The 17,260-nt window shown below is 64.7% G+C and carries 19 protein-coding genes; 5 read left to right on the top strand and 14 right to left on the bottom strand.

Features of this window, described 5'->3' with window-relative positions; translation table 11 throughout:
* Positions 1–28: 28 nt before the first annotated feature.
* The 3 genes from LPA37_RS01835 to LPA37_RS01825 form a co-directional block, all read right to left on the bottom strand.
* Positions 29–1,048 carry an ABC transporter permease gene (locus LPA37_RS01835; RefSeq protein ID WP_228976239.1) on the bottom strand — a complete coding sequence of 340 codons (1,020 nt, stop codon included), beginning with the start codon at positions 1,046–1,048 and terminating at the stop codon, positions 29–31.
* Positions 1,048–2,640 (bottom strand): sugar ABC transporter ATP-binding protein, encoded by a 1,593-nt coding sequence (locus LPA37_RS01830; protein WP_228976241.1) that lies wholly within the window; start codon positions 2,638–2,640, stop codon positions 1,048–1,050. Before LPA37_RS01830 ends, LPA37_RS01835 begins: the two co-directional genes overlap by 1 nt.
* Before the next feature lie 356 nt (positions 2,641–2,996).
* Positions 2,997–3,953: a sugar ABC transporter substrate-binding protein gene (locus LPA37_RS01825; RefSeq protein ID WP_228976243.1), complete on the bottom strand. Its 957-nt coding sequence runs from the start codon at positions 3,951–3,953 to the stop codon at positions 2,997–2,999.
* A gap of 399 nt (positions 3,954–4,352) precedes the next feature.
* On the opposite strand from LPA37_RS01825, the gene LPA37_RS01820 reads away from it, so the two are divergent.
* On the top strand, positions 4,353–4,997 hold the full coding sequence (locus LPA37_RS01820; RefSeq protein ID WP_228976244.1) for a LysE family translocator: 645 nt from the start codon (positions 4,353–4,355) through the stop codon (positions 4,995–4,997).
* A gap of 57 nt (positions 4,998–5,054) precedes the next feature.
* On the opposite strand, the gene corA is transcribed toward LPA37_RS01820, so the two are convergent.
* A complete protein-coding gene (gene corA, locus LPA37_RS01815; RefSeq protein WP_228976246.1) occupies positions 5,055–6,032 on the bottom strand; it encodes a magnesium/cobalt transporter CorA in 978 nt (325 codons plus the stop codon).
* A 153-nt stretch (positions 6,033–6,185) separates the two neighbouring features.
* Positions 6,186–6,629: a hypothetical protein gene (locus tag LPA37_RS01810; RefSeq protein ID WP_229011187.1), complete on the bottom strand. Its 444-nt coding sequence runs from the start codon at positions 6,627–6,629 to the stop codon at positions 6,186–6,188.
* 256 nt (positions 6,630–6,885) lie between these two features.
* Between LPA37_RS01810 and cydX the strand changes: the two genes are divergently transcribed.
* Together cydX and LPA37_RS01800 are read left to right on the top strand one after the other, a co-directional pair.
* Positions 6,886–7,032 (top strand): cytochrome bd-I oxidase subunit CydX, encoded by a 147-nt coding sequence (cydX, locus tag LPA37_RS01805; protein ID WP_228976476.1) that lies wholly within the window; start codon positions 6,886–6,888, stop codon positions 7,030–7,032.
* Positions 7,029–7,655, top strand: coding sequence for an AAA family ATPase (locus tag LPA37_RS01800; RefSeq protein ID WP_228976250.1), 627 nt, complete (start codon positions 7,029–7,031; stop codon positions 7,653–7,655). Before cydX ends, LPA37_RS01800 begins: the two co-directional genes overlap by 4 nt.
* A gap of 43 nt (positions 7,656–7,698) precedes the next feature.
* Here the strand turns inward: LPA37_RS01800 and LPA37_RS01795 are convergent, their stop codons facing one another.
* The 5 genes from LPA37_RS01795 to LPA37_RS01775 form a co-directional block, all read right to left on the bottom strand.
* On the bottom strand, positions 7,699–8,799 hold the full coding sequence (locus LPA37_RS01795) for a saccharopine dehydrogenase family protein (RefSeq protein WP_229011185.1): 1,101 nt from the start codon (positions 8,797–8,799) through the stop codon (positions 7,699–7,701).
* Between the two features lie 202 nt (positions 8,800–9,001).
* On the bottom strand, positions 9,002–9,466 hold the full coding sequence (locus LPA37_RS01790) for an Lrp/AsnC family transcriptional regulator (RefSeq protein WP_228976255.1): 465 nt from the start codon (positions 9,464–9,466) through the stop codon (positions 9,002–9,004).
* 300 nt (positions 9,467–9,766) lie between these two features.
* Positions 9,767–10,426, bottom strand: coding sequence for an autotransporter domain-containing protein (locus LPA37_RS01785; RefSeq protein WP_229011183.1), 660 nt, complete (start codon positions 10,424–10,426; stop codon positions 9,767–9,769).
* Positions 10,345–11,592: a hypothetical protein gene (locus LPA37_RS01780; protein ID WP_229011181.1), complete on the bottom strand. Its 1,248-nt coding sequence runs from the start codon at positions 11,590–11,592 to the stop codon at positions 10,345–10,347. The genes LPA37_RS01785 and LPA37_RS01780 overlap by 82 nt, the downstream gene beginning before the upstream one ends.
* Positions 11,589–12,149 (bottom strand): hypothetical protein, encoded by a 561-nt coding sequence (locus LPA37_RS01775; protein ID WP_229011179.1) that lies wholly within the window; start codon positions 12,147–12,149, stop codon positions 11,589–11,591. Before LPA37_RS01775 ends, LPA37_RS01780 begins: the two co-directional genes overlap by 4 nt.
* A gap of 618 nt (positions 12,150–12,767) precedes the next feature.
* Here LPA37_RS01775 and LPA37_RS01770 point away from each other — a divergent pair.
* Together LPA37_RS01770 and LPA37_RS01765 are read left to right on the top strand one after the other, a co-directional pair.
* Complete coding sequence (locus LPA37_RS01770; RefSeq protein ID WP_229011177.1) at positions 12,768–13,289, top strand: Spy/CpxP family protein refolding chaperone; 522 nt, start codon at positions 12,768–12,770, stop codon at positions 13,287–13,289.
* A 207-nt stretch (positions 13,290–13,496) separates the two neighbouring features.
* Entirely contained in the window at positions 13,497–13,934 is a 438-nt protein-coding gene (locus LPA37_RS01765) for a PGDYG domain-containing protein (RefSeq protein ID WP_229011175.1), read from the top strand.
* Between the two features lie 51 nt (positions 13,935–13,985).
* On the opposite strand, the gene LPA37_RS01760 is transcribed toward LPA37_RS01765, so the two are convergent.
* From LPA37_RS01760 to LPA37_RS01745, 4 genes are read right to left on the bottom strand one after another with little or no spacing between them, the layout of a single operon-like run.
* The gene (locus tag LPA37_RS01760; protein ID WP_228976266.1) at positions 13,986–14,351 is read right to left on the bottom strand and encodes a DUF3022 domain-containing protein; all 366 of its coding nucleotides are present in this window, start codon (positions 14,349–14,351) and stop codon (positions 13,986–13,988) included.
* Between the two features lie 2 nt (positions 14,352–14,353).
* Positions 14,354–15,184, bottom strand: a complete 831-nt coding sequence (locus LPA37_RS01755) for a YhfC family intramembrane metalloprotease (protein ID WP_228976267.1) — start codon at positions 15,182–15,184, stop codon at positions 14,354–14,356.
* A gap of 60 nt (positions 15,185–15,244) precedes the next feature.
* Entirely contained in the window at positions 15,245–16,291 is a 1,047-nt protein-coding gene (locus tag LPA37_RS01750; RefSeq protein ID WP_229011174.1) for a LacI family DNA-binding transcriptional regulator, read from the bottom strand.
* A complete protein-coding gene (locus tag LPA37_RS01745) occupies positions 16,288–17,256 on the bottom strand; it encodes a 2-hydroxyacid dehydrogenase (protein ID WP_229011173.1) in 969 nt (322 codons plus the stop codon). The genes LPA37_RS01750 and LPA37_RS01745 overlap by 4 nt, the downstream gene beginning before the upstream one ends.
* Between the last annotated feature and the right edge of the window lie 4 nt (positions 17,257–17,260).

Genomic DNA, 17,260 nt, shown 5'->3' with positions numbered 1-17,260 from the left:
TGCAACTCGCCCCGTCTGCGCCTTCGCGTCACGCCTTGCGTTTGCGACGGCTGCGATACGTATCGAGCACGACCGCGACCACGATCACCGACCCGGTGATGATGCGCTTGGTCGGCTCGTTCGCGCCGATCTGCGCCAGCCCGGCCGCCAGCACCGAGATGATCAACACACCGAAAAACGTGCTGATCACGGAACCGCGCCCGCCCATCAGGCTCGTCCCGCCGATCACCACGGCGGCGATCACCTGCAGTTCGAGCCCGACGCCCGCGTTCGGATCCGCCGCTTCGAGCCGTGAAATCTGGAACAGCGCCGCCAGCCCCGACAGCGCGCCCATCAACGCGAACACGATGATCTTGTAGGGTCGCGGATTGACGCCCGCGAGCCGCACCGCTTCCTCGTTCGTGCCGATGCCGACCAGATAGCGTCCGAACACGGTGCGCGTGAGCACGAACTGCGCGACGATCATCACCGCCACCGCGATCAGGAAGGCCGGCGAGATGCCGACGGCGATCGGATTCGACAGAAAGTCGAAGGCGTCGCCGATGTAGGCCGTGCGCGAATTCGTCATCTGGTACGCGAGGCCGCGCGCGGCTTCCAGCACGCCCAGCGAGACGATAAACGACGGAATCCGCCAGCCGACCGTGACCGCGCCCGTCACCGTGCCCGTCAGCGCGGCGGCCGCGAGGCCGATCAGCGCGGCGGGAAACGCTGCCCAGCCCCATTTCAATGCGGCGACGCTCACCACCGAGGCGCCCAGCGCGAGCACCGAGCCCACCGACAGGTCGATGCCCGCGATGATCAGCACGAACGTCATGCCGACCGACATCACGACGAGATCGGGAATCTGGTTGGCGATCGTGATGAACGTCTCGTACGTCAGGAAATGCGCGCTCAGCACCGAGAACAGCGCGATCATCGCCAGCAGCGCGCCGGCCAGCCCCAGGTAATTCGAAACGCCAAGGCGCGTCCCGGCTGGCCTGCCGGCCGGAACCGGCGCCGATGGATCGTCCGGCGGCGCGGCGTGCGGCGGGTTCGTCAGGTTTGTCATCACACACTCCCTGCTTCATTCGTTTCGGGCGCGTGGAGCAGCGCCTCGCGACTCCGGTAACCGGCGAACGCCGCTGCGAGCAGCGCGTCCTGCGACCAGTCGTCCCGGCTGAAAATGCCTGTCATCCGGCCCGCCGACATCACGCCGATCCGGTCGCAGATGAGCATCAGCTCGCGCAGGTCGCTCGACACCACGACGAGCGCCCGGCCCTCGCGCGCGAGGGCGCCCATCAGGCCGTAGATATCGAACTTCGCGCCGACATCGATACCGCGCGTCGGTTCGTCGAACAGCAGCACCTTGCAGTCGCGCGCGAGCCAGCGGCCGATCACCACCTTCTGCTGGTTGCCGCCCGACAGCTCGCCAACCGGTTGCGCGGGTCCGGCGCTGCGAATCCGCATCGCCTGGATCTGCTTCATCGCCAGCGCGTTTTCGCGTTTCGCGTCGACCACGCCATGACGCGCGACGCTGCCGACGTTGCCAAGCGACACGTTCGCGGCAATCGGCAGCGGCAGCAGCAGGCCTTCACCCTTGCGGTCCTCGGTGATGAGCGCGATACCTGCGCGCACCGCGTCGGCGGGCGTCGCGATCCGCAGCGGCACGGGCGCGGCGCCGGGCGTTGGCGCGAGCGATACCGTGCCGCGATCCTTCACGTCGGCGCCGTAAATCAGCCGCATCAGTTCCGTGCGGCCCGCGCCGATCAACCCGCTCACGCCGAAAATCTCGCCGGCGCGAACCTCGAACGACACGTCGCGCACGACGTCGCCGCGGCCGATGCCCTCCACCTTAAGGAGCGGCGCGCCGATATTGCGCACGCCGAGGTCGATGCGCTCGCCGATCTCGCGGCCCACCATCAGCGTGACGATCTGGTCGCTCGTCAGGTTCGCCATCCGGTCCACATGCACCAGTTTGCCGTCGCGCAGGATCGCGACCCGCTCAGCAACACGAGCCAGTTCCTCGAGCCGGTGCGAGATGTAGACGAGTGCCACGCCACGCGCCTTCAGCCGTGCGATCTGCTCGAACAGCAGGTCGACTTCGCGTGAAGTCAGCATCGCGGTCGGTTCGTCGAGAATCAGCACGCGGCAGTCGCCGATCAGGTTGCGCGCGATCTCGACCATCTGCTGATGCCCGATGCCGAGTTCGCCGACGAGCGTGTCCGGGTCGATCGCATCGAGCCCGACCTGCGCCATCGCCCCGCGCGCGTTTTCGCGCAGTTTGCGGCGGTCGATCCAGCCGAGGCGCAGCAGCCCGCTTTGCGGCAGATGGTTCAGGAACAGGTTTTCCGCCACCGAGAGTGTCGGCAGCAGGTTCAGCTCCTGCATCACCATCCGTACGCCAAGCGCTTCCGCCGCGCTCCGGCTGGCGGGCGCATACGCGCTGCCGCCGAGGCGCATCGTGCCGGTCGTCGGATCGACCAGTCCGCCGATGATTTTCGACAGCGTGCTCTTGCCTGCACCGTTCTCGCCGGTGAGCGCCAGCACCTCGCCTGCATGCAGGTCGAGGTCGACGTTGGCGAGCACCGGTTCGACATACGTCTTGCCGATACCGGTGACGGATAAAATGGCCGGCTGTGCTTCGTGAGCAGTCAGATCCATCGCAATCCTGTTCTTGCAGCGTCCACGCCGGCTTTCGCGCAATACCCGCGGCGAAACGAAAGCCAGTGGTCGACTGCCTGTGTCATGGTCGCCGGGCTTGCGGCCATACGGGCTGGCCGGATTCAGCCCTGCTTCAGGCGCGGACCCACTCGCGCGATCTAACCATACGGCGCCGATTCCGGCATGTAAGGGGACGCGCGGGGCCGCAGGCTGTCGCCATGACGTCTATCTGTGCAATAACGGCGGCGGCGCGCCTTTCTTGAGCGTCCGTTGAAAAGCGACGAACCGGCGTGCGCGGAAGCGCGCGTCTGCTCACGGCCCATCGTGGACAGCCGCCGTCGCCGCCTTGCAGCGTTTTACTTCGTGACGAGGTCGACTGGCGTTTCAACCACGCCGGACAGCTCCGACTGCTTCTTGTGCTCGCTGAGCGCCTTCAGCGCGGTATCGATACCGAACACGGCCTGCTTTGCCGCGTACTGGTCGGCGGTGGCAAGCACGCGGCCGTCCTTCAGCATCGGCTTGATCGCGTTGATGTCGTCATAGCCGACCACGTAGACCTTGCCCTGCTTGCCCGCCGCACGCACCGCCGACACGGCGCCGATCGCCATGTTGTCGTTGCCGGCCAGCAGCGCCTTGATGTTGGGATGCTCGCTCAGCATCGCCGAGGCGACCGCGTTGCCCTTGTCGATTTCCCAGTCGCCCGACTGTACGGACACGACCTTCGCGCCGACCGTCTGCATCGCGTCCTTGAAGCCCGCCGTGCGTTGCTGCGCGTTGGTGGTCGTCGACACGCCCTCGATGATCCCGACTTCGTCGCCGGCCTTCAGCTTCTTCGCGAGATAGTCGCCGACCTTCTGCGCGCCCTTGCGGTTATCCGGGCCGACGAACGGCACGTTGAGGTTCTTCGACTTCAGCACGTCCTGATCGAGCCGGTTGTCGATGTTCACGACAATGATGCCGGCGTCGACAGCCTTCTTCACGACTGGCACGAGCGCCTTCGAATCAGCCGGCGCGAGCACGATCGCGTCCACCTTCGATACGATCATCTGCTCGACGATACGGATCTGGTTCGCGGTATCGGTCTCGTCCTTGATGCCGTTCGTGATCAGGTCGAAGTTGTTCGGATTGTGTTTCTGGTAATCCTTCGCGCCGGTTTCCATGGTGAGGAAGAACTCGTTGGCGAGGGACTTCATGACAAGCGCGACCTTCGGCTTGTGGGCAGCCTGCGCATAAGCGCTCGACATCGGCAGAACGGCGGCAGCGGTGAGCACGACGGTAGCCGCCAGGACGCGGCGACGAATGCGGTGGTTCATGCGGATCTCCAGTTGTTGGCTCCGTGCGAGCCGTATTTTTGATTGGGCGCAAACGTTTGCGGGGCCTATTCTCGACGTAGCCTGCCGGATATGTCAACGGCAGGCAGTGCTGCAGCGCACACCTCTTCACGCGGCGCGTGTGCCGTATGCAACCCGTGCGGCCGGTGTGGTGTGCCACAAGACTACGTTCTGACAAGGTCTTTCGCTCGGTCCGGCGTTGAAGTCATCCCATCCGGTGCACGGTTGCACGCCGACGGGCCGCTTATGCTGGCCTTTTATTGCGCGCGCTGCAAGCGGGAAGAACGCGGTGCTTCCGTCAGACCCGGGCGTGCCCTGCAGGCCAGGGGCGACTTCGCTATGATCGGGGCTACTTCCTTGCCGACCGGGACGGGCTGCATCATGTTCGGGATCATCCAGTTTCCGCTGTTCCTTGTTGCCGTCACCGCGCTCAACCTGACGCCCGGTCCGGACATCGCGTATGTGGCCGGCCAGAGCATCGCGCAGGGCCGGCGCGCCGGCCTTCTCTCGGCGCTGGGCGTCTCGCTCGGTGGCTGCGCGCATACGGTCGCGTGCGCGGTGGGCCTGACCGCGCTCATCGCGGCCTCACCCGGCGCGTTCAATGCAATCAAGTGGATCGGCGCGGGTTACCTGATGTGGCTCGGTCTGCGCATGCTGTGGCCAGGCGCCGGTTCCACCGGTTCCGCCGGCAGCGTCGAGGCGCGGGTCGCGTTGCAACGCTCGCCCCGCACACTGCTCTTTCGCGGCTTCGTGACAAATGCGTCGAACCCGAAAGTGCTGCTCTTCTATATCGCGTTTTTCCCGCAGTTCGTCGCCACCGGCAGCGCGCACAAGACCGCCGCCTTTCTCGTGCTGGGCGCGGTATTCGTCACGCTTGGGCTCATCAACGACTGCGTCGTTGCATGGCTTGCCGCGCGGGCCGCGCGTGCGGTGCGCTCGCAACCCGTTGTGCGCCGCTGGATCGACCGCGTGATCGGCGCCGGCTTCATCGGGCTCGGCGTCAGGCTCGCCCTGACCCGACGCTGACGCCGCGCGGCGGTGCGGTTGCCGGCCACGCGACCGGTGCAGCGCGACCGCCTGCATTCACAGCCAGTTGGCCTTCTTGAAACGCCAGTACAGGAACCCGTCGAGCAATGCCATCACGGCCACGCACGCTGGATAGCCGTATTGCCAGTGCAGTTCGGGAATCTCCTGGAAATTCATCCCGTAGATCCCGGCGATCATCGTCGGCACCGCGAACAGCGCGGCGAACGAACCGAGGCGCTTGGTGACCTCGTTCTCGGCGAGCGAGATCATGCCGAGATTGACCTGCACGGCGGTGACGATCATCTCGCGACGGCCTTCGATCGTGCGCACGATCCGGTCGAGATGGTCGTACACATCGCGGAAGTACGCCTGCATGCCCTGGCAGATCGCCGGGATACGCCCGCCCGTCAACTGGCCGATGCCTTCGAGAAGCGGCGCGATGTGATGCTCGAGCAGCACGAGGCGGCGCTTTAACGCGTACAGATCCTCGATGATCGCGCGCGACGCGGCGAGGCTGTGCTTGCCGAAGATGCGGTCCTCGATCTCCTCGATTTCGGCGCCGAGTTTTTCGAGAACCGGAAAGTAGCGATCGACGATGTTGTCGGCAAGCGCGTACAGCACGAACGCCGAGCCTTCCTTGAGCAGCTTCGGCTCGCGTTCGCAGCGCGCGCGCACTTCCTGGAAACCGTGCTGCGTCCGGTTACGCACCGAGAGCACATAGTTCGGACCGACGAATACGTCCATTTCGCCGATCAGCAGCTCACCCTCGTCGTCCATTTCGATGGTGTGCATCACCGCGAACAGCGAATCGCCGTATTCCTCGATTTTCGGGCGCTGATGGCCGTTGCGGACGTCTTCGACCGCCAGTTCGTGCAGGCCGAACTCGTGCTTCATCACGTCGAGTTCGCCGGGGCCCGGATCCTTCAACGCGACCCAGACGAAGCATTCGGGCTTGGCCACATAAGTGCTGATGTCGTCGATCTCGATGTCGGCCAGTTTCCGGCCTTCCTGGTATGCAGCGCAGTTGATCAGCATCGTCTCATTACCTTGATAACAGCGGCGGGCAGGCCGCGGTCGCAAATGCGCGCGGCGTGTCCGGATACAGTGAAAGAAGCGGCCATCATGTTACGGACTCTTTGTGCAGAACGTGCGTCGAAACTGCATCGCGCCGACAGGTGGCTGGCCTCATCACTTCGGCACACGCCGTAACTGGATGCGATGTTCCGGGTTGAACGTGACACTCGCGTGGTTCGTGTAGCGGTCGGTGACCATGAACTGCATCTCGATGACAGGATCGAATTGCGTCGACACGGCAATCCGGTGCATGCCCGGGCTGAGATAGAAGATCACGCGCTCGCCGTTCATCAGGTCGGTGACCTGCTCGCCGTCGACATAAACGAGCGCGTCGCGAAAGCGGATCACGACGTCGCCCGAGCGCTCGCGGCGGACGTCGACCGCGATCTTGCCGGTTTCGGGCTGCGTGTAGCCTGGCTTGACGATGCGCGCGGCGGGCACGTCCTTGTAGGGAACGGGCCCGGCGGGCTCCGAGGCGCAGCCTGCCAGCGCGGCGAGGCATGCCACAAGCGTGGCGCTCACGGCGAATTTCCATGCAACCGGCAAACGCAACGGCATGTCGGTCTCCCCTTGTTTTCGTTTCGCGGTCAGATAATTGCAAGCAGCCATGGGTGCGGCGCCTGTCCTGCGCCGTTCGATCGACATCCATGATACCTGCGGGGCATGCGCTTCTGGCAACACCTGGCCCGGCAACCTCGTCGCGGGAACACCGGCGTTCGGCCCTCTTGCGCGGCCCCCGCTTTCTGGTCATGATCGCTTCATGCCCTCCGGACGCGTCGCGCGTCAGGCAGCCCTACACCGGCAGGAGATTGCGATGTGGTATTTCACCTGGATTCTCGGCATCGGCGTTGCGTTGGGGTTTGGGATCATCAACGTGATGTGGCTGGAGGCGAACGGCACGTTCGCCCGCGGCAGCGGCAGTGACAGTGCCGACGCGTCCAGCACGGACACGCGTTTGTGACGCATCTGGTATTTTTCTGCGGCCATGCGGGCACAGGCAAGACGACCCTCGCGAAACGCCTGATCCGGCCGCTGACGCACGCCACGGGCACGGCCTTCTGCCTGCTCGACAAGGACACGCTTTACGGTGCGTATAGCGCCGCGGCGATCGGCGCGCTGACCGGAGACCCGAACGATCGCGACAGTCCGCTCTTTCTGCAGCATCTGCGAGACCCCGAGTACCGGGGGCTCATCGACACCGCGCGCGAAAATCTGGAACAGGGCATCAGCGCGCTCGTGATCGGGCCGCTGTCACGCGAGATTCGCGCCCGGCTTCTGTTCGACCGCGCATGGCTCGGCGTGACGGACGACGTCGAGATTCATGTCGTATGGGTTTATACATCGGAAGAGACGGCGCACCAGCGCATCCTCACGCGGAACAATCCAGACGATGCGTACAAGCTCGCGCACTGGGACGAATACCGGCAACGCCGGTTCGTCCCGAATGCCGAACTGGCCCGGGAACTGCTGATGTTCGACAACACGGCGCCGCAGCCCGCCGACTACGACGCGCTGCTCGCGCGCATCGCCGGCGCGCCTTCGCCAGATGAACCGGATGTCGTCCTGCCGCCCGTGCCGGCCTGAGCTGCGTCAGCGGCCGGCACACAACATCGCCTGAGCCGTCTGTCTAGACGGTCGCCGTCGATTCGTGCAACGCCTGGCCTTCGTAGAGTTGCCCGAAGCGGTTGCCGAGAAACGCCCGCAGCGACACCTGTTCCTGACGCACAAAGCCCTTTTGCGGCAGCTTCTTTTCGCGGAACAGGTCGAGCACCGCGCACATCGCACCGGCCGTCGTGATCTGGATCGCGCTCATCGGCACGCCGCACACCGTCTTCGCGAAGATCTTGCGCGTGAAGACTTCCTGCACCAGCTGGCCGTCGCGCGTGCCCGTCACGGTGATGAAGATCAGCACGACGTCCTGCGCTGTCGCCGGCACCGAACGGCGCATGATCGACTTCAGCGTGTCGCGGTCGGTCGCAAGACGCAGGTCTTCGAGCAGGAACTGCATCAGGTCGCGATGCCCCGGATAACGCACCGACTTGTAGTCGAGCGTTTCGACACGGCCCGCCAGCGTTTCGCACAGCGTGCCGAGGCCGCCGGACGTGTTGAACGCTTCGTATTCGGTGCCGTCGAGCGAGAAATGCTCGAGTCCTTCGAGCGGCTGAACCCATTGCGTGCGACTGTCGCGGATCGCTTCGCACGGCTGGCAATACTCGTTGATCAGGCCGTCGACACTCCACGTCAGGTTGTACTTCAGCGCGTTGGTCGGAAATTCGGGCAACGCGCCGACGCGCATCTTGACGTCGCGGATTTCCGTGAAGCGGTTTGCCAGCTCGTGCGCGGCGATGCCGATAAAGCCCGGCGCGAGGCCGCATTGCGGCATGAACGCGTGGTCGGCATCGTCGGCGATCGCGCGGATCGCGTGCGTTGCGCGCACGTCTTCGGTCAGGTCGAAATAGTGGACGCCCGCGCCCTTCGCCGCGGCCGCGACGTTCACGGCGAGATAGTACGGCAGCGCATTGACGAGCGCATCGAAGCCCTGCACGGCCGCGCGCAGTGCGGCGGCGTCGCCGGAATCGACGCGATGGGTCGGGATGCCCTGCGCGGCGAGCTTGTCGAGCGCTTGCTGATCGCGGTCGAACGCGGCGACTTCGTAGTCGCCGGTTTCGCGCAGCATATGGGCGATGGTGTGACCGATGAGGCCTGCGCCAACGATGGCAACTTTCATGCGCTTCTCCTTGTTCTGTGTGTGAGCCGTGCTTGCGCCGAACCCTTGTTACACAGTTTATGGAGACGTACGTACGAATGACAGACGCAAAATGCTGCGTTATGACCGCCGCTTTCGTCTAAATGACGAAAAAATAATCCAGTTCGACGAAAACGCGTTAAGACGGCGTAAAGGTCATGCACGCGACCATGCCCTCAAAGGGCTAACCGCCCTCCATGCCCCGGTCGATCTTGCGCGCGAGGATGATCGACGTCGTCGTGCGCTCGACGCCTTCGAGGCCGCCGATCTGGTCGAGCAGATCGTTGAGCCGGTCCGGCGAACCGGCGCGCAGCCACGCGACGTAATCGAACTCGCCGCTCACCGCGCACAGCAGCTGCACTTCGGGCATGCGTCCGAGCCGCTTCTGCACATCCTGCCCGTGCTTCGGCGCGATGATGATGCCGACGTACGCATAGATGCTCGCGTCGAGCACATCCTGGCCGAGCCGCACGCTATAGCCCGCGATCACGTTGCTCTTTTCGAGCCGCGCGATCCGCGCGATCACGGTCGTGCGCGCGACGCCGAGCTGGCGCGCGAGATTCGCCACGCTTTCGCGGGCGTTCTCCTGCAAAAGGGCGACGAGGTTTCGGTCAAGGTCGTCGAGCTGGTCGAGGCGCGGTGGTCTCATCGATGGCGGTCTGTCACGTTGAAGGAGTGCGTCGGTGCCGGGCAGGCACCACGGTATGCACGGATTATCGCCTGCTGTCGGGCGAAAGCTGTACCGGCATGCGCTTTCCGCTGTCGATTTCACTCGCCCCCCGCGGTGGAACGCAATTGGGACCGTCTTCACGGCCCGGTCATCGAACCCGTCGTGCGAATCTCCAGCAACGGGCTCCCCCTCGTCCACTCTCGTTGAGCAGGGCGTCAGGGATCACCAGCTCCAGCGCCCCCCCGACGTCGCCTTCGACGATGCTTCGGTGCGCACCGCTCACATTGCCTGTATACCCGCGGTGGCGAATACGCTGCCGCGTGCGCTGACGTGCCCGGCAACGCCGAGTCCAAGCTGGACCGTCGTCGCGGCCACGCTGGCTGGAATGACCGTCGTCCCGGCGAACGTGGCGCTATCGGTTCCCCCGAAGTATCGCCAGAGGTTGGCGCGTGCGTACGGTTGCCACACCGTGTCCGCTGCTTCGAAGCGCCCCTGCAGCCGCACGCCGAGTCGACCCGCGAGACCACTCGCGGCGTGAAACGACACGCTCGATATGCCGTCGTCCAGATCGTTTATCGATGCGTGCTCCCAGATCAGTTGCATTTGCGGCTCGATGCTGAGACTCGCGGACAGCGCAATCGGCAAGCCCGCTTCCAGCGACGCGGTCACCGAATCACCATGCGTGGTCGCGCCGATATCCTGCTTCGACGACGGTTCGAAAGTCAGCGAACTGCCCATCAGTACCGCATCGGTATACCAGCCGCCCGGCCCCACATGCGTCCAGTACCCGCCGAGGCTGTAAGCGTTGATTGACAGCTGGCCGACCGCCAGATCGGGAAACCCGAGCGCGAATCCGCTCACGTCGCCCTGCGCTCGAGCGAACCCGAGAAAGAAGCCATAGTGGTTGCGATGGCCGCTTGCGGACGCATCGGCGTACACGTAGTGGCCCACCTGCACGCCCCCAACGTGCCGCTGAACTCCGGATCGACGGCGCCGTCGTTACGCTGGGTCGCGTGTTCGCCCCACACGCGCGCCCATGCCGCCGGCAGAGCGCCGATCTCGCCCAGCAACGACTGCTCGCCCTGGCGGTCGTGAAATGTGCCTGTTTGCGCGATGCTCAATTCACGTGCGAGGACCGGAACTTCCGCATAGACCGGCACTTCCATCCGGTAAAGCGGCGTCGGCGCCGCGCCCGCCGGCGGTGGGGGCGGTAGCGACGGCGTGCCGGCCGCGGCGACAGGCGTGCCCGTTGGCGCGGACGTCGACGTCGGGGTCGGCGCGGCCGCAATGCTTGAACGCAGATACCAGTTGTCGACCGTTCCGGCGCTCACGCCGCCCTTGAACAGGTAGTACGTGTAGGCGCCCGCCACCAGCGGCCTGGGCAGCGTGAACGCACTCGCGGTCGTCGTCGCGCCGTTCGTCGCCTGTACGACCATGATGCCGTCCGTCACCGTGACGCCGCCCGTCCCGCCGACGTTCGTGACGCCAATCGAAGTATTGCCCGAGCCGGTACCTTGCATGATCACCAGCCTGTCACTGGGCGAACTGTCCGCACCGAGAACGCTTTGCAGCAACAGCCGGCCGTTGAGCCCAACGTAGTTGCCGTTGACCACGAGCGCATCGCTCGTGCCCGTACCACCGCTGGTCAGATCGATCGTGCCCGCATTGCTGACGGCCACAAGCTGGCCGGCGACCGCGGGCATGATCGAAGGATCCCCCAGGCCACCTGCGAACAGGGTGCTGGTCGAATCGATATTGAGCGCCCCGGTCAGCGTGCCGCTGCCGCCAAGTGTCATGCCCGCGCTGTCGAGCGTGAGCTGGCTGCCGTTCGTGACGTTGACGGTCTCCCAGTTCAGGAAACGGCTCAGGCCGCTGGCCTGTGTGCGGTTGAACGTCAGGACGTCCGTACCGGGCCCGCCGTCGAACCACGGCACGCCGGCGAGCGTGGTATTGGTGAGCCCGGAGAGCGTCGCGGCGTCGTTGCCCGCAGCCAGCCGGATGGAGCCGGTGATCATGCCGCCACTCCAGTTGATCGTGTCGTTCCCGCTATTGGTGAGAATGGCCTCGCCATTGCCTCCCGAAATGTTGCCGGTGTTGTTGATCACGATATCCGATGCATCGTTCGAAACAATGGCCTGCGCGACGCCCCCTGGAGCGTGCCGCTGTTGTTGATGGTCGCGGCGGCGCCGACGAGGGACAGGGCGACGTTGCGGCCTGAAATCGTGCCGGCGTTATTGAAGGTGCCACCTCCGTTTGCGTCGATACCATTGTCCTGCTGGCTCACGATGCTCGCGCCCGCTGCGTTGTCGAGCGTCACACGGCCTGCGATGAATGCGCCCAGGCCACCCGGGCCGCTTGCGGCGATGGAGCCCGTGTTCGTCACCACGCCGGGCGACGAATCCAGTGACGTGATGCCGTGCGCGTTGGCGCCCGACACATCGATCGTGCCGTTGTTCGTCACCACGTTATTCCCGGGTCCGCCAGCCGCTCCGCCATTCGCGAGCAGGCCGTGCGAACCGGCGCCGGTGGTCGTGATCGTGCCATTGTTGACGAGCGTGTCGTCGCTCGTCAGTGCAGCCATGCCCGCGGAGTTGTCGCCGGAGGTCGAGAGCTTGCCGTTGTTCGTCAGCGAGCCGCCACCCGGGCTGAGAAAATCGTGCATTGCAGGCGAATTGGTCCCGCTGGTCTCCTCCATGCAGGACAATTAACTTAACCCTTTGTCCTGAGCTGTTCGTCTGGATCAGTAACTCCTGTTTTATACGTTAAGAGCGGGACATTGATATATTTCTGAACTCAACGTATTCAACGCATCCGTGTCAGGCAATATGTAAGTTTTCTGGGGTATTTGCAGAACCTGAAACCGTTATAGCGCGACATCTGGATAAGATTTCACATGCCTTACCCAGGTCCTGTAAATGACAGTCTTCGAGAAGCGTGGGGAAATCAAGCTGTCAACGCGCGCTATGGAACCCCGCCTTTACAGGCATTCCCGATTGACGGATTTAATGCGTTCTATGCCAGCACCCCGGTTGTATCGCGAGGCCGAAGCCGCGCAACGCGTTGACCTTCAGCGCCTGACCGTTGTTCGCGCAGGCAATCCCCGTGCTGACGGATTTATCCACCTGCTATTTCCTGTTCGTTTCGGTTGTAAGGAGTTGTGGCAAAGCGGGCGGACGACACGGATATCGTGATACTAATAGCGCCCACGTTGAAGCGCGCAAGGAAAGCCCATGAGGCATACGGCGCTTCGGCCCGATACGAACGGACATCAGGAGTCTCGATGAAAAAAACTCTCGTTATTCTCGCCTCCACGCTGGCGATGAGCGGCGCATTTGCACAAACCACGGCATCGGCAGGCGCGGCTCCGGCATCGGCGGCGGCACCCGCGCCAGCCTCGGGCGCGGCACATTACGAACAGCGTGTCGAACAGCGCATCACCTATCTGCACACGCAGCTCAAAATCACGCCGGAGCAGGAACCGCAGTGGAAGACGTTCGCCGACGTCATGCGCACCAACGGCGAAACGATGGCCGGCCTGTATGAGCAGCGCATGGCGAATCCGAACCAGTCCGCGCTCGACGACATGAAGCAGTATTCGGCGATCGCCACCGCGCACGCGGACGGCACGAAGAAACTGGTTGACGCTTTCGAGCCGCTCTACACGAGCCTTTCTCCGGATCAGAAGAAGCTGGCTGATACGACGTTCCATCATCCGTCGCGTGCGGAAGGACATCACAAGCACGGCGGCAAGAGCAAGGCCAAGAAAAAGGCCGCGCCGGCAGACGAAACCGTCAAGCCGTAAGGTTGCGTGTCTGACGATGCCCGTCAGGCAGGCCCCGATAGCGGCATCAGCGCCCAACGCCCGCGTTTTACCGCGGGCGTTGCTGTTTCCGGCGCGCGATCGAAGCGGCCGGATCGAAGCGGCGAGGATGCGCGCGAACGGCTTTCGCGCTACCCTTGCGACCTTGCAACCCGCGTATCCTTACCGGCCTCACGGCGACCTGAAGTCATGATCGAACTGAAGAATATCGACCTGCGCACCGATCCGGCCGCGCAACGCTACGTCAAGGACGAAACCGTCATCGTCGAATTCGCGCCGGGCGACGGTGAGCTGATGAGCCTCGAAGGCCCGAACCGTTACACGCGGGGCGACGCGCTGATCACCGGTTCGACGGGCGACCGGTGGGTCGTTTCACGCGAACGCTTCGATGCGAAATACCTGCCCGCCGATGCATCCCGCGCGCACGGCGATGCCGGCCCATATCGCAACCGGCCGGCCGTCGTGCTGGCAAAGCAGATGGATGCGCCGTTCTCGATGGCGCGTTCGGCGGCAGGCGGCGACGTGCTGCATGGCACCGCTGGCGACTGGATCATGCAATATGCGCCGGGCGACTATGGCGTCGTTCAGTCCATCCGCTTCGCGAAGGTTTACCGCCGCGCCGATTGAAGCCGACGGAGACGCCGGCGCCTGCGTTCACGCCCGACGCCTCCGACCGGATCACGCGAACTCGTCGCCCAGATCGACCGTGATCTCACGCGGCACGGCCTCGCCGTTCGCGTACATTTCCTCGAGCGAGCCGAGCGTCGCTTCCACATACGCACGCAATACCGCGAAGCCGCGGTCCCGCAGACGCGCCGGCGTCGCACGAAAGCGCGCGAGCGCGGCCGGCGCGATCATGACGCTCAGCGTGATGCGCCGCGCGGTCGAACCGAAGCGCATCGCGACCCACTGAACCGTCAGCACTGGCGTGCCGTCGTCGGCGGGACGCTCGATGAACTGGGTCTGCTCCGGGAACAGGTCGCTGATGACGCGCGCCAGTTGCTCGAAATCGGGACTTGCGCAGTCGTATTGATAAAGTTCCATCGTTACTGCCCGAAGGTTTCAGTTGATTGAACAGGGTGCGACGGGCGACGGAACAGCTTGACCAGCATGGCCGCCACGCCGATAGCCACGACCACATAGACGCCGTCGACCGCGACAAGCGGCAGCAGGTGTGCCTGAAACAGCGCGGCGGGCAGGTCGACCGCCGCGTGCGCGACGATCGCGAGCGGCAGGATCGCCTTCCACCCTGCCCGCACGCCGTGCCACATCAGCACCGACAACGCGATCTGGAACACGAGCGCAGCCACCCGTTCGACCGCGAAAATGCCAGCCGTCGCGGGCGACAGGCTCGCGAGCACCAGATGGATGCGCATCAGCGAATCCGGCGGCAGGTTCGACAGATGCGCGGCGAGTTCGCCGCGGTTTTCGAAGACGGCGAACACGATCCACTGTATCTGCACCAGCACGCCGACGAGCCACGCTTCGGCGCCGCCGTGACCGATCCCGTACGACAGCGCGGTGCTATTCGTACCCGCCGACGGCGCACCCTTCTTTAACGCACGCTTGAGCAGCAGACGCATCGCGATGAAGCGCCCGGTTTCCTCGCAGATGCCGGCAGCGAACGCGCCGTAGATCACGAACATGACCGGATTCGACAACAGCGCCGCCGTGGCTTCGTTCTGCTGCAGCACGAACGCGTTCAGTGCGCGCTCGATCACCATCGCGAAGAACGCGAAGGCGGCGATGCCCGCGATCGCGTCGCGGCGGTCGAGCGCAAGCGGCGTGCGGTAGCGGCGATACAGCAGGATGGGCAAAGCGGCGACGAAGAGCGTCGCGAGCGCGAGACATGTGAGGGTGAGCGGTGCTACGACCATGAGCTTCCTTGCGATAACCGGCGCGCACCCGCTGCGCGCCACAGACCGCATGATCGCAGATCAGCGCCCGGTTGACCCGCGCACGATCAGTTCGCCCGCCAGCAGACAGTTCCGCGCGACCTCGGTCGCGCCGTCGATACGCTGGCTCAGGAACTCGACGGCGCGGTAGCCGATGTCACAGGTCGGCTGGCGGATCGTCGAGATGCCGGCCAGTTCGGCCCAGTCCGGATCGTCGAAAGAAAGCAGCGCGACGCGCTCCTGCCAGTGCGCGCCGTAGCGCGCCTTCAGATGCAGCGCGACCCGCAGCGCCACCGGCGCATTCGCCGTGAACCACGCGATGCGCCGGCCGGCTGCGGCGGCGGCATCGACGGCATGGTCGAGCGCAGCGAGCGCGTGCTGAACAGCGGCTTCATCGCCGAGATCGAGTACGACCGTCAGGCCGTGCGCGCCGCTCGCTTCGCGCATCACGTCGCCGAACGCCGCCTCGCGCTGACGGCGCGAACTGATGTTGTCGAACGGCTGCACGATAAAGCAGATTTCGTCGAAGCCGCGTTCGAGCAGATGGCGTGTGCCCAGTTGCGCGGCCGCCGTGTTGTCGAGACCGACCATGTCGGCCTCGAGCCCATCGACGCTGCGGTCGACCAGCACGGCCGGAATACCGCCACCGCCCAGCGGCCGCAGTATTTCCTCGCCCACGCCCAGTGCATTGACGATCACGCCTTCCACGCGATACGTGGTCAGCAGCGCAAGAAAGCGGCGCTCCATTTCGACTTCATTCGCCGCGTGACAGATCAACGGCATATAGCCGAGTGCGTGGCACGCGGCTTCGACGCCCTGCAGCACCTCGACGGTATACGGATTGGTGAGATCGGCGACCAGCATGCCGATCAGCCGGTTGCGCCCGCGCTTGAGACCGCGCGCCATCTGGTTCGGCTGATAGTCGAGGCGCGCGATCGCGGCTTCGATACGCGCGCGCAGTTCCGGCGACAGCACGTTCATCTCGCCGTTCAGATAGCGCGAGATGCTGGTCTTGCCGGTACCGGCTTCGCGCGCGACATCGTTGATCGTGGCGCGTCGTGGTGCCATCGTGCGAACGGGTGTGCTCATGCGCCCAGCACTTCACGGTTGACGATGTTCGTGCGCAAGGTGCCGTCGAGCGCCGCGACGAGGTTTTCCGCCGCGCAGCGGGCCATCGCATGGCGCGTCTCGTGCGTCGCCGAACCGATGTGTGGCAGCGCGACGACGTTCTTCATCGACAGCAGCGGCGAATCCGCCGCGAGCGGCTCCTGTTCGAACACGTCGAGACCAGCGCCGTGAATCGTGCCGGCCTTCAGTGCTTCGATGAGCGCGGCTTCGTCGACGGTCTGGCCGCGCGACGCGTTGATCAGAATCGCGCTCTTTTTCATCGCCTTGAGTTCGGCCGCGCCGATCAGATGATGCGTTTCCTGCGTGAGCGGCACCTGCGGGCAGACGAAATCGGACTGCGCCAGCAGTTCGGCGAGTTCGACGCGCACGGCGCCGTACGCCTGTTCCGCGTGTTCATTCGCGCTGCGGTTCGTGTAGAGCACGCGCATGTTGAAGCCGGACGCCGCGCGTCGCGCAACGGCACCGCCAATGCGGCCGAGCCCGACGATGCCAAGCGTCTTGCCCTGCACGTCGACACCGAAATGCTCCGCGCCGATGCTGTGCTTCCACTCGCCGGCCTTCACGTAATCCGCCAGTTCGACCACGCGCCGGGCCGTTGCCAGAATCAGTGAGAACACCGTATCGGCCGTCGATTCGGTCAGCACGTCGGGCGTATTCGCGAGCAGGATGCCGCGGCGCGTGAGATCCGCGACGTCGAAGTTATCGAAGCCAACCGAAATCGTCGCCAGCGCTTTCAGCCGTGTTGCGCCTTCGAGCATCGCCGGCGTGATCCTGACGCTCGCGCCGATCGCGCCGTCGGCGTCTTTCAGCGCGGCGACGAATGCGTCGTGCCGCGCGGCGTCGGCTTCGACGACGTCCGCGTGTTCACGCAGATACGTCATGACATCGGCAGGCAACGGCTTGTACGCGACAATCTTTTTCTTCATCGAC

Source organism: Paraburkholderia gardini, assembly GCF_907164545.1.
Classification (GTDB): Bacteria; Pseudomonadota; Gammaproteobacteria; order Burkholderiales; family Burkholderiaceae; genus Paraburkholderia; species Paraburkholderia gardini.
Note: the sequence above shows the minus strand (reverse complement) of the source record. Positions and strands in the feature narration are given on the sequence as shown.